The sequence below is a fragment of the Jeongeupia chitinilytica genome (assembly GCF_014652315.1).
GTDB classification, from domain to species: Bacteria; Pseudomonadota; Gammaproteobacteria; order Burkholderiales; family Chitinibacteraceae; genus Jeongeupia; species Jeongeupia chitinilytica.
Genome location: NZ_BMYO01000001.1, coordinates 655,621 through 667,710 on the forward strand (window position 1 = coordinate 655,621; position 12,090 = coordinate 667,710).

At 64.3% G+C, this 12,090-nt stretch carries 11 protein-coding genes; 8 read left to right on the top strand and 3 right to left on the bottom strand.

Going from position 1 to position 12,090, the window contains the following annotated elements:
• Positions 1 to 50 precede the first annotated feature (50 nt).
• Entirely contained in the window at positions 51 to 1,688 is a 1,638-nt protein-coding gene (locus IE097_RS03140) for a (2,3-dihydroxybenzoyl)adenylate synthase (protein WP_189458659.1), read from the bottom strand.
• A complete protein-coding gene (gene dhbC / locus IE097_RS03145) occupies positions 1,685 to 2,926 on the bottom strand; it encodes an isochorismate synthase DhbC (RefSeq protein WP_189458660.1) in 1,242 nt (413 codons plus the stop codon). Before dhbC ends, IE097_RS03140 begins: the two co-directional genes overlap by 4 nt.
• A gap of 558 nt (positions 2,927 to 3,484) precedes the next feature.
• Here dhbC and mxcK point away from each other — a divergent pair.
• The 8 genes from mxcK (at position 3,485) to IE097_RS03185 (ending at position 10,141) form a co-directional block, all read left to right on the top strand.
• Positions 3,485 to 4,696, top strand: a complete 1,212-nt coding sequence (mxcK, locus tag IE097_RS03150; protein ID WP_189458661.1) for a myxochelin export MFS transporter MxcK — start codon at positions 3,485 to 3,487, stop codon at positions 4,694 to 4,696.
• Positions 4,697 to 4,752: 56 nt separating this feature from the next.
• Complete coding sequence (locus tag IE097_RS03155; protein ID WP_189458662.1) at positions 4,753 to 6,033, top strand: aminotransferase class III-fold pyridoxal phosphate-dependent enzyme; 1,281 nt, start codon at positions 4,753 to 4,755, stop codon at positions 6,031 to 6,033.
• A 161-nt stretch (positions 6,034 to 6,194) separates the two neighbouring features.
• Complete coding sequence (locus IE097_RS03160; RefSeq protein WP_189458663.1) at positions 6,195 to 6,512, top strand: ArsR/SmtB family transcription factor; 318 nt, start codon at positions 6,195 to 6,197, stop codon at positions 6,510 to 6,512.
• 21 nt (positions 6,513 to 6,533) lie between these two features.
• Positions 6,534 to 7,610 (top strand): ACR3 family arsenite efflux transporter, encoded by a 1,077-nt coding sequence (gene arsB / locus IE097_RS03165; RefSeq protein ID WP_189458664.1) that lies wholly within the window; start codon positions 6,534 to 6,536, stop codon positions 7,608 to 7,610.
• 20 nt (positions 7,611 to 7,630) lie between these two features.
• Entirely contained in the window at positions 7,631 to 8,059 is a 429-nt protein-coding gene (gene arsC, locus IE097_RS03170; RefSeq protein ID WP_189458665.1) for a glutaredoxin-dependent arsenate reductase, read from the top strand.
• Between the two features lie 43 nt (positions 8,060 to 8,102).
• Entirely contained in the window at positions 8,103 to 8,519 is a 417-nt protein-coding gene (locus IE097_RS03175; RefSeq protein ID WP_189458666.1) for a universal stress protein, read from the top strand.
• Between the two features lie 38 nt (positions 8,520 to 8,557).
• Positions 8,558 to 9,271 carry an arsenical resistance protein ArsH gene (arsH, locus tag IE097_RS03180; RefSeq protein WP_189458709.1) on the top strand — a complete coding sequence of 238 codons (714 nt, stop codon included), beginning with the start codon at positions 8,558 to 8,560 and terminating at the stop codon, positions 9,269 to 9,271.
• Positions 9,272 to 9,325: 54 nt separating this feature from the next.
• Positions 9,326 to 10,141 (top strand): sulfurtransferase, encoded by an 816-nt coding sequence (locus IE097_RS03185; RefSeq protein ID WP_189458667.1) that lies wholly within the window; start codon positions 9,326 to 9,328, stop codon positions 10,139 to 10,141.
• 122 nt (positions 10,142 to 10,263) lie between these two features.
• Here IE097_RS03185 and IE097_RS03190 read toward each other — a convergent pair.
• On the bottom strand, positions 10,264 to 12,090 hold a 1,827-nt coding region (locus IE097_RS03190), incomplete at its 5' end, for a PAS domain S-box protein (RefSeq protein ID WP_373295726.1).

The following is a 12,090-nucleotide window of genomic DNA, read 5'->3' on the forward strand; positions in this document are numbered from 1 at the left end:
GGAATGCTCTTCGTAGGTCGGGTCGTGTCGATAGTCGGGTGCGGGAGGGCTCAGGCGGACCGGGCGAGCCGGTGGCGCAGCGCTTCCTTGCTGACCTTGCCGAGCGCGGTCAGCGGCAGGGCATCGACGAACTCGATGTGGTCGGGAATCTTGTAGGCGGCAAGGCCGCGGCCCTGCAGATGGGTCTTGAGCTGCAGCGCCAGCCGCAAGGCCGGTGTCTCGCTCGGACCGGTCAGTTCGATGAAGGCGCAGCTCTTTTCACCGAGCCAGTTGTCGGGCATCGCCACCAGCGCGGCGTTGCGCACTTGCGGATGCGACAGCAGGTGGTTTTCCACTTCCTCGGCGGCGATCTTCTCGCCGCCACGGTTGATCTGGTCCTTGCTGCGGCCTTCGACGACGAGATAGCCCTCGGGCGTCAGCCGGACGCGGTCGCCGGTCCGGTAGAAACCGTCGGCGGTAAAGGCACGGGCATTGTGCTCGGCGGCCTTGTAGTAGCCGCGGATCGTGTACGGCCCGCGGGTGAGCAGGTGGCCCGTCTCGCCGTGGGGCACGTCGATGTCGTCGTCGTCGACGACGCGGATTTCGTCATGCGGCGAGATCGGGCAGCCCTGGGTCTGGATCACCAGGTCTTCCGGATCGCCGGCGCGGGTGTAGTTGACGAGGCCTTCGGCCATGCCGAATACCTGCTGCAGCTGGCAGCCGAGCAGCGGTCTGACCTTGCGTGCCGCCTCGACCGACAGCCGGGCACCGCCGACCTGCAGCATCCGCAGCGAGGCGAGCGGCGCGTGCTGCGGTGCGGCCTGCAGCCACAGCAGCGCCAGCGCCGGTACCAGCGCGGTGACGCTGACCTGATGCGTCGCGATCAGCGGAAAGGCGGTTTCCGGTGAAGGATCACGCGCCAGCACCACGGTGCCGCCAACGCACAGCGTGCCCAGCGTGCCCGGCGACGACAGCGGAAAATTGTGCGACACCGGCAGTGCGGCCAGATAGACCGTATCGGCATCGAAGCCGCAGATCCGCGCACTCTCGAGCACGCTGTACAGATAGTCGTCGTGGGTGCGCGGAATCAGCTTCGGCGTACCGGTGCTGCCGCCGGACAGCTGCATCAGCGCGACCTGCGACGCGTCGACGTTGGCCTGTGCGGCCGGTTCGGTGTATAGCGCATCGAGGTCGGTGAATTCGGCCGCGTCGCCGACGACGACCACGTGCTGCAGTGCCGGGTTGTGCGCCTGCACGTCGCGCGCCAGCGTCCGGTAGTCGAAGCCGCCGTGGCGGTCGGCGATCACGTAGGCGGTGGCACCGGTGGTTTCGGCGAAGAAACCGATCTCGGCGCTGCGGTGCGCCGGCAGCGCCATGACCGGGATGGCGCCGAGGCGGAACAGCGCGAAGCAGGCGATGAAGAACTCGGCGATGTTCGGCAACTGCACGATGACGCGGTCCTGCGGCGCGATGCCGAGCCGGGCAAAGCCGGCGGCCAACTGGCTGGCGCGCTCGTCGAGATAGCGGTAGGAGATATGGCGCTTGCCGCAGATCAGCGCGGTACGGCCCGGATGTTGCCGGGCGACGCGGGCCAGCATGGCGCCGAGCGGCTCGCCGCGCCAGTAGCCGAGTTCGCGGTAGCGTTCAGCCACGGTGTTCGGCCACGGCGTGAAGCCGTCGAGATGGCGGAGAGGGGGGGCGGCGGTCACAGCAGCTCCTCCAGCGGAACGTCCAGCCCCATCGCATTGAGCATGGTGCGGAATTTGGCGGCGGTTTCGATCAGTTCGCTTTCCGGGGTCGATGCCGGCACGATGCCGGCGCCGGCGAACAGGCGAACCTTGTCCGAGTCGACCTCGGCGCAGCGGATGGTGACTGCCCACTCGCCGTCGCCGGTTTCGTCGATCCAGCCGACCATGCCGGTGAACAGGCCGCGCTCGAACGGTTCGAGCTCGCGGATCGCCGCGTGGGCCAGATCGCGCGGATGGCCGCAGACGGCCGGTGTCGGATGCAGCGCCTGTGCCAGATCGAGCGCGCTGGTGGACGGGTCGGCCACTTCGCCGTGGACAATGGTCGACAGGTGCCACAGCGTCGCGGTTTTGATCAGCGAGGGCTTCGGCGGCACGATCAGCGTGCTGCACAGCGGCGCCAGCGATTTGGCCACGGCATCGACGACCAGCGCGTGCTCGTGCAGGTCCTTGACCGAGGCGAGCAGCGACTGGCCGCGTGCCTCGTCTTCGACCGGATCCTTGCTGCGCGGCAGCGTGCCGGCGATCGGATTCGCGGTCAGCGTGCGGCCATGGCGCGAGACCAGCAGCTCCGGGCTGGCGCCCATCAGCCGCAGCGGCCGGTGAATGCTGTGGCCGCCACGTTCGAACAGATCGAGCGCGAAGGTGAAGCCGTTCGGGTTGTGGGCGGCGAGCTGGGTCAGCAGTGCGCGCGCGTCGATGCCGCCCGGGGCATGGACTTCGAGTGCGCGCGATAGCACGACTTTTTCCAGCGGGGTTGTCGCAAAACGGTGCAGCGCTTCTTCGACCGCGTGGTGGTAGACCGCCGCTTCGGGCACCTGGCGGATCTCGCCCCGCAGCGGCTGTGGCGCGGCGGCGCGAATCTGGCCGTGCGCCAGCCGGCCGGCGCGGATGATCTGTTCGGGCACGAACAGCACGGCGGCATCGTCGGCGTCGAAGGGCAGGGCGCCGGCGACGATCGGCGCGGCGATACCCGCCTGGCGGGCACCGGCGAGCAGTTCACCGACCTGATGGGCCAGCAAGGCCTCGCGGCCCGGCTCGCGCAGCCGGGCATGCAGGCCCTTGCCCAGGAAGGTGAGCCGTGGCGAGGCGTAAAAGAAGGTGGCGTCGTCGCCGTAGTCGTCCAGCAGGGTGTTGGCGGCAACCGGGGTTTCAATCGGGGTGGCGGCGAGCGGATTGGCGTCGAGCAGCTTGGAATTCATGGCGTCCTCGCAAGGCTTCGGGGTGGCCGGGCACGGGCGTGCGGCACGGCCTGGATCGCTTGGATCCGGGGGTTGGGCAGCGGTCTGTGCTTCGCTGCGCTGGGTAAAAGCGGTTCGCAAAACCCGGTTGCATCGGTGCGTCTTGCCGGGACCGTTGTGCAGGTCTCAGTGATTGCACACCGGTCCGGACGTCCGCTGGCTGGGCCGGACCGACCCTCGGGACGGGGCCGGATGGCCCGGACGCCGGCGGTTTTGCACACTGGGCTCCCGGTGTTGCTCAGGGGACTTGCGATCTGCTTTTAAATGATAATGAAAATCATTATTGGTGTGGTATCCGACCGGCATAACGATGCCCGAAAAACTTGCTTGGGACTTTTGTCGTACGGAATTTTTCGTTTGAGAAACGCAATTGATTCGCATTTGCAGCTTTTTATCGGCCCCGGATCACTGCATGCTGATTGGGTCGCCGGTGCATTGGCTGTGCACGTTTCGCCTGCCATCGCTTGATGACCAGATTCACCCACCGGATCACCTGATCCGCTACACCAGGAATACCCGATGTCCTTGCTCGAACCCCGGCAGGAAAAGCAGTTGCTGTGGTTGCTGGCTGCACTGCAGTTCAGCCATATCCTCGATTTCATGATCCTGATGCCGCTGGCGCCCGAGCTGATGCCGGCGTTCGGCATCGATGCCGGCCAGTTCGGCCTGCTGGTGTCCGCCTATACCTTTGCGTCGGCGCTGATGGGCGTCCTCGGCTCGTTCTGGCTCGACCGTTTCGACCGGAAGCCGACCCTGCTGCTGCTGTACGCCGGCTTCATCGGAGCGACGGTGGCCTGCGCGCTGGCGCCCGATTACCGCTGGCTGATGGCGGCGCGCTTCGTTGCCGGTGGCTGCGCCGGGCTGATGGGGGCGGTGGTGATGACCATCGTCGCCGACGTGATTCCGCCGCAACGCCGCGGTCAGGCCATCGGCACGGTGATGTCGGCCTTCGGCATCTGCGCCGTTGCCGGCGTGCCGGTCGGGCTGGCGCTGGCGGCAATGGGCGGCTGGCGCCTGCCGTTCTGGGGCGTGGCAGCGCTGGCCGCTGTGTTCTGGGTGTTGCTGGCGTGGTGCCTGCCGGCGATCAAGGGGCATCTGAACGGCGAAGCGCCGCGCAGCGGCCTTGGCGAAATCTGGCGCATGCCGGGCCTGCCGCTGGGCTGGCTGCTGACGTTCACCGTGGTGTTCGCCAGCTTCCTGCTGATTCCCTATCTCGGTGCGTATCTGGTCGGCAACGTCGGCATCGCCTTCGATACCTTGCCGTGGCTGTACTGCGCGGCCGGCGCGGCGACGCTGTACGCGATGCCGCGCATCGGCAAGCTGGTCGACCGCTTCGGCAAGGCGCAGGTGCTCGTCGGTCTGGTGCTGGCCAGCATGGTGCCGCACCTGATGTTCAGCCATCTGCCGCCGTCGCCGCTGTGGCTGGTCCTGCCGGTCTTCATCGCCTTCATGGTGCTGACCTCAGGGCGGGCGATCCCGGCCATGGCACTGCTGACCGGGATGGTGCCGCCGCATCTGCGCGGCCGCTACCTCGCGGTCAACATCGCCGCCAGTGACGGTGCATCGGGCCTCGGCGCCTGGGTCGCCGGCCACATGATCGTCGTTTCACCCGTCGGTGCGCTGCAAGGCTTCGGCACCGTCGGCTGGCTGGCCGTGGCGAGCAGTCTGGCCGCGCTCTGTCTGCTCTGGCTGCTGGTCCGCGTTCGCCGCCTTGTCGCGGTGGCCGCGTGACTGCAGTGACTTCATCCCCCTGATCAAATAAACCAAGTAAACGCCAAGGAAAACTCATGGAAACCGTTGCCAGCAAGCCCACGACCCTGCCGCGCGCCATTACCGGCCCGCTGAACATCGAGCGTTCGATGCAGATGCTTGAAGCCGCGCGCAAGCTCATCCCGGGCGTGACCCAGTCGATGATGAAGCGCCCGGAAATGTTCGCCCTCGGCGAATTCCCGGTTTACCTCGCCGGTGGTCAGGGCGCGCTGGTCGACGACGTCGACGGCAACCAGTACCTCGACATGATCTGCGGCCTGGCCGCCAACACGCTGGGCCACAACCACCCGGCCGTGGTCGGCGCGATCCAGTCGCATCTGGCCAAGGGCGTGCTGCACTCGCTGCCGACCGAAGTCGAAATCAGCGCGACGCTGGCGCTGGTCGAGATCATTCCGAATGCCGAAATGGCCCGCTTCTTCAAGACCGGTGCCGACGCGACCTCGGCCGCGGTGCGCCTGTCGCGCCACATTACCGGTCGGGAGCACATCATCACCGTCGGCTACAACGGCTGGCATGATCATTTCCAGTTCGACACCCCGGGCGTGCCCAAGGCGGTGGCCGACAACACCACGCGCATGCCGCTGTTCACGCCGCCGGACGAGCCGGCACTGCTGGCGAAGATTGCCGAACTCGGCGACAAGCTCGCGTGCGTGCTGCTGTCGGTGCCGTACAACCGCGTGCTGAGCCGCGAGTTCGTTCAGGCAGTCCGCGCCGCGTGCACGGCCAACGGCACGCTGTTCATCCTCGACGAAGTCGTGACCGGTTTCCGTCTGGCACTGGGCGGCGCGCAGGAATTCTTCGGCGTCGATGCCGACATGGTCTGCCTGTCCAAGGGCATTGCCGCCGGCATGCCGCTGTCGGCGATCGCCGGGCCGGAACGCCACCTGCGCCGCCTGGACGAGCTGCAGGTGTCGACGACCTTCGGCGGCGAAGTGCTGTCGCTGGCGGTCTGCGAAGCCGTGATCGGCGTCTACCGCGAAACCGATTACGTGGCCCGCATCGCCGAACTGGGCCGGCACCTGCGTACCGGCGTCAACGCTGCTGCCGAGGCGGTCGGCGCGCCGCTGCGCATCCATGGTTACGATCCGATCCCGCTGTTCCTGATGTCCAGGGATCCGGCCAAGCACGTCAAGCTGATGCAGCCCTTCCAGGCCGCCATGGCCCGTCGCGGTGTGCTGCTGCGCCGCGACGTCAACTTCATCTGCGGTGCACATACCGAAGAGCAGATCGATTTCGTCATCGCCGCCGCTGCCGATGCGCTGCACGCGTTGCAGCAGCAGGGCGTGTTTGCCGGCTGATCCGGTTCCTTCCGCACGTTTGAGCGGTATTCACGGGCTCCCTTCGGGGAGCCCTTTTTTCGTCGACAGCGGGCAAGAAATGCCCGTTTCAGGCCCGGTCTCTCCACCGGACTTGTCGTCGGTCTCTTGCATGAATTCCATATTTCCATGATTATGGAAATATGGAAAACAAAGACGCCGTCGTCCGCCTCGCCGCACTGGCACAGGAAACCCGCCTGACCGTATACCGGCTGCTCGTGACTGCCGGGCCGGAAGGGCTCGCCGTCGGCCGCATCGGCGACGCGCTCGGCGTGGCCCCGGCCACGCTGTCCTTTCACCTGAAGGAGCTGGCGCATGCCGGGCTGGTCTCCGCACGGCAGGACGGGCGTTTCATCTACTACTCGGCCAACTACACGGCGATGAACACGCTACTGGCCTTCCTGACCGACAACTGCTGCGGCGGCGTGCCTTGTGGTGTCGATACCCGCCACTGCTGCTGATGATTGACCGGAACGACAAACATGTCCGCACGCGATCCTGACCCGCGCGCCATCGGGGCGCCGATCTCCTTTTTCGAACGCTACCTGAGCCTCTGGGTACTGGGCTGCATTGTCGTCGGTATCGGCCTCGGCCAGGGCCTGCCGCAACTGTTCAAGGCGATCGGCGCGATGGAGGTCGCCAGGGTCAATCTGCCGGTCGGCCTGCTGATCTGGGTGATGGTCATCCCGATGCTGCTGAAGATCGATTTCGGCGCACTGCATCAGGTCAAGGGCCACATCAAGGGTATTGGCGTCACACTGTTCATCAACTGGCTGGTCAAGCCGTTCTCGATGGCATTGCTCGGCTGGCTGTTCATCCGTGTGCTGTTTGCGCAATGGCTGCCGGGGGAACAGCTCGACAGTTATGTCGCCGGACTGATCCTGCTCGCCGCCGCACCGTGCACGGCGATGGTCTTTGTCTGGAGTCGGCTCACCAACGGTGACGCCTACTTCACACTGTCGCAGGTCGCGCTGAATGACCTGATCATGGTGTTCGCCTTCGCGCCGCTGGTGGGCCTGCTGCTCGGCGTGTCGAGCATTGCCGTGCCGTGGGCAACGCTGCTGACGTCGGTCGTGCTCTACATCGTGATCCCGGTGCTGATCGCCCAGGTGATCCGCAAGGCGCTGCTCGCCAAGGGGCAGGCCGCGTTCGACGCGGCGCTGCACAAGATCCAGCCGTGGTCGATCGCTGCGCTGCTGACCACGCTGGTGCTGCTGTTCGCGTTTCAGGGCGATGCCATCATCAGGCAGCCGCTGGTGATCGCGCTGCTGGCCGTGCCGATCCTGATCCAGGTGTGCTTCAACGCGGGGCTGGCGTACTGGCTCAATCGCAAGGTCGGCGAGAAGCATTCGGTCGCATGTCCGTCAGCGCTGATCGGTGCGTCGAATTTCTTCGAACTCGCCGTTGCAGCCGCAATCAGCCTGTTCGGCTTCGAATCGGGTGCAGCGCTGGCGACGGTCGTCGGCGTATTGATCGAGGTGCCGGTGATGCTGATGGTGGTGCGCATCGTCAACGCCAGCAAGCCGTGGTACGAGCGCGGCGCGAAGCAAGTCCACTGACCGACCCACAGGGAAACAACATGAGCAGCGTCACGATCTATCACAACCCGGCCTGCGGCACGTCGCGCAACACGCTGGCACTGATCCGCAACAGCGGGGTCGAACCTACCATCGTCCACTATCTGGAAACGCCGCCGAGTCGTGACGAGCTGGTGGCGCTGATCGCTGCGATGGGCATCGGCGTGCGTGCGCTGCTGCGCAAGAGCGGTACGCCGTACGACGAGCTCGGCCTCGACGATCCGAAGTGGACCGACGATCAGCTGATCGGTTTCATGCTCGAGCATCCGGTCCTGATCAACCGGCCGATCGTCGTTACCGAGCTGGGCACCAGGCTGTGCCGGCCCTCCGAGCTGGTGCTGGACATTCTGCCGCAGCCACAGCAAGGCGCATTCAGCAAGGAAGACGGCGAGGTCGTGATCGACGAGCACGGTCAGCGCGTCAACAAGTAGTGCCGGGCGGGAGCGTGTGCCCGGGTTATCAAGGAGAACTCGCATGTTCACCAAGATTCTGGTCGATTTCGATATCGCTCACCTCTCTGACCAAGCCGCTGGACAGGTATTGGAAACGGCAAAGGCAGCAGGGGCGTCGGTAACCCTGCTGGCCATTCGGGCGCAGCTCGATAACGTCATGAGCAAGTCCGACGAAGATTTCATCGGCAAGGTCAAAGTACAGATTGCACCGCAGTTCGAGCAACTGAAGCAGCGTGCTGATGCACTGGGTGTGCCGCTGGCGCTGGAGGTGACATGGGGTGATGAAGTCGAGCAGCTGCTGGCATTCATCCAGCGTGGCGATTACGACCTGCTGGTGATCGGCAAGCAGCACACCGGTGGATTGATCCATGCGATCGAAGGCGTTGTCTGGAAGGCTGCCGCAACCCGTGCACCGATTCCGGTGCTGATTTTTCCGTGATCCAGCAACATCCAACAGAAGGAGGTCTCGTGTCCGAGATGCAGTCCCAGCTTCCCAATATTGATGCAGCGCTGTTTCAGCAGCCGGCAGCAACCAGCTTTGCCGCAATGGGTGCCTCTACACACCCGCCGCGCTTCTTGCTGCTTTACGGCTCGCTGCGCGAGCGCTCGTACAGCCGATTGCTGACCGAAGAGGCAGCACGATTGCTTGAAGCGATGGGCGCGGAAGTCCGCATCTACGATCCACGGGGACTCCCGCTGCCGGACGAAGCACCGGAGTCCGACCCGAAGGTCATGGAACTGCGCGAACTGGTGCAATGGGCGGAGGGCATGGTCTGGTGTTCGCCGGAACGGCATGGCGCGATGACCGGCATCATGAAGTCGCAGATCGACTGGATTCCGTTGTCGATCGGTGCGGTACGGCCGACGCAGGGCAAGACACTTGCGGTGATGGAAGTCTCGGGCGGTTCGCAGTCGTTCAATGCCGTGAACCAGCTGCGGATTCTCGGTCGCTGGATGCGCATGATCACCATCCCGAACCAGTCGTCCGTCCCCAAGGCCTTTCTTGAGTTCGACGATGCCGGCCGGATGAAACCATCCTCGTATTACGACCGGGTTGTGGACGTGATGGAAGAGCTGGTGAAGTTCACCCTGCTGACGCGCGACGTCGCACCTTATCTGGTCGACCGCTACAGCGAACGCAAGGAAAGTGCCGAGGCACTGTCCCAGCGCGTGAACCAGCGCAGTATCTGATCCCGTTTCCAGTGCGGCCAATGCCGCACCTTTCTTCGTTGCCAAATTGCATCCATGACCTCCAGCCCTTTGCTCTCCGCCGCCGAAGCCCTTGCCAATCCGGTGCTCCGATATCTCGATGTCCGGTCGCAGGAGGCGTATGACGCCGGCCACCTTCCCGATGCAATCCATCTGGTGCCAAAGGCGTGGCGTGTGCTGGCCAAGGCGGCAGAAACGGGCTTGGAGGACTCCGCCGGTTGGCTGGCCCGGTTTGCCGGCATGGGCATTGATCGCACGACGCAAGTTGCAATCTACGACGATGGCACCATGACCGAAGCGGCGCGGGCGTGGTTCATCCTGCAGTATTTCGGAATCAACGCCCGGGTCGTCAATGGTGGATGGCCGTTTCTCTTGAACGGGGCGCCACTTGCAAGTCGGACAGCCAGCGAAGCCAAACAGGATCACGACCCATCTTGGGCCGGGCTCATTGATCGCGTCGAAGTTCTTTCGAGGTTGCAACAGTCCGACAGCCAGATCTGGGATGCCCGTACTCAGGATGAATACACCGGCATCAAGGCAGACAGTTACGCGCGGGGCGGGCACATCCCGGGGGCGGTGTCGATCGACCACCGGCTGTTCTTTGCCGAGGATGGCGGGCTACTTCCTGGCGAAATGATCGGCGCGATCCTGGAGCAACATGGCCTCGACCGTACCAAGCGACTGATCACGCATTGCGGTTCAGGTGGCCGTGGGTCGTTTGCCGGTTTGGCTGCTGCCGCCGCCGGTTTCTCACGGGTCGACGTCTACTATCTCGGCTTCAGTGATTGGGCCGCTGATGACGGGGTGCCGGTCGACACCATTGCGGCAACGCCGCGTGCTGAACTGACCTAAGAATTCAGCTGATTGAATCGGCCCGATTTTTTGGGCGGGGCGCCGCCTCCGCAGTAGTCGGAGTTTGCGAGGGCACTGTGCGTGTACTGGCTCAGGCGGCGCCATCCCGAACCTGTGCACACCTACTTAACCCCGGCGCCCAGTCGTGCCAGCGAACTGGCCAGCTCGCTGATGCGTGATTTGGTTTGATCCACCAGGCTGCCGATTTCATGCGCGGATTCGGCAGAGCGGGTTGCCAGGTTCCGTACTTCGTCGGCAACGACTGCAAAGCCCCGGCCGGCTTCACCGGCACGAGCAGCTTCGATCGCGGCATTCAGCGACAGCAGATTGGTTTGCGAGGCAATGCCATCGATGACGGTGACGATGGCACCGATCTGTTCGCTGGAGGCGAGCAGGGCGGCCATGGCGGCGTCGGTCGTGGTGCGGGCCTGGTGGATGCCGTTCACGTCCTTGACGAAGGCTGTATAGGCGATCTTGCCTTCCAGTCGGACCTTGGAAAGCGAAAGTTGTCCCCAGACCTTGCTGCCGTCCTTGCGCTCGATCTCGACCTCGCGACTGGTGCCGATGATTTTGTCTTGTCCCGTCGTGCGGTTTGCATTGACCAGGCTGTCGTGCCGGTCCTGGATGGCCGCCGGGACAAGTTTTTTGACGTTTTGGCCGATGACCTCGGCCCGGCCATAACCCCAGAGTTTTTCGGCTGCGGCGTTGAACGACGTGACGTTGTTGTGTTCGTCGATCGTCACGACGGCATCGAGCGCCTGCTCGAGTGACTGATTCATCATTTCTCGTGCTTCGCGCTCACGGGTGATGTCTTTGACGAAGGCGGTGTAGCTGATCCGGTCACCCAGCTTGATCCGCGACAGCGACAGGCTGCCCCAGACCGTTGAACCATCCCGTCGCTCGATGCAGACCTCCCGGCTGGTGCCGACGATATGGTCGCGTCCGGTCGCGCGGTTCGTGTTCACCAAGCGGTCGTGATCCCCCTGGATGCCCTGCGGCACCAGCATCTTGACGTTCCTGCCGATGACCTCGTCACGGCTCAAGTTCCAGAGCTTTTCGGCAGCGGCGTTGAAGAAGGTCACGTTGTTTTGCGGATCGATCGTCACAACGGCGTCCAGTGCCTGTTCCAGCGTCTGGTTGATGACCTCACGCGCTTCGCGCTCGCGGGTAATGTCTTTCACGAAGGCGGTGTAGATGACCTTGTCACCCAGTACGACCTTCGAGAGCGACAGACTTCCCCAGACCTTGCCGCCATCTTTACGCTCGATCTCCACCTCGCGGCTGGTCCCGACGATCTTGTCCTGGCCGGTTGTTCGATTGGCATTCACCAAACCGTCATGGGCGGGCTGAATGCCGCGTGGCACCAGCATTTTCACGTTCTGGCCAACGACTTCACTTCGCTCGTAGCCCCACAGCTTTTCGGCCGCGCTGTTGAAGAACGTAACCACGTTCTGCGTATCGATGGTGACGACCGCATCGATGGCTTGTTCCAGCGTCTGCGTGATGATTTCGCGGCTCTCATGCTCGGCGGTGATGTCGCGTACGAAAGCGGTATAGCCAGCGCGGTTGCCGGTGCGGACCCGGGATAACGACAGGCTGGCCCAGCAGGCTGTGCCGTCCTTGCGTTCAAGCATGACCTCTCTGCTGGTCCCCACGATCCGGTCCTCCCCGGTGCGACGGTTGCGCTCGACGAACTCGTCATGTTTCGACTCGATTGTTCGAGGTACCAGCATCTTGACGTTCCGGCCCATCACTTCATCCCGACGATAGCCCCAAAGGCGTTCGGCTGCTGCGTTGTAGAAGGTGATGCGATTCTCGCCATCAATGCTCACCACGGCATCGACCGCCTGCTCCAGAATCTGCTGGACCTCGGACTGTCGCGAGCCGAGTGCGAGCCATCCGAGCATGGCGTGAAGTGAACGACGCGGATTGGCAGTGCGATGCATGGC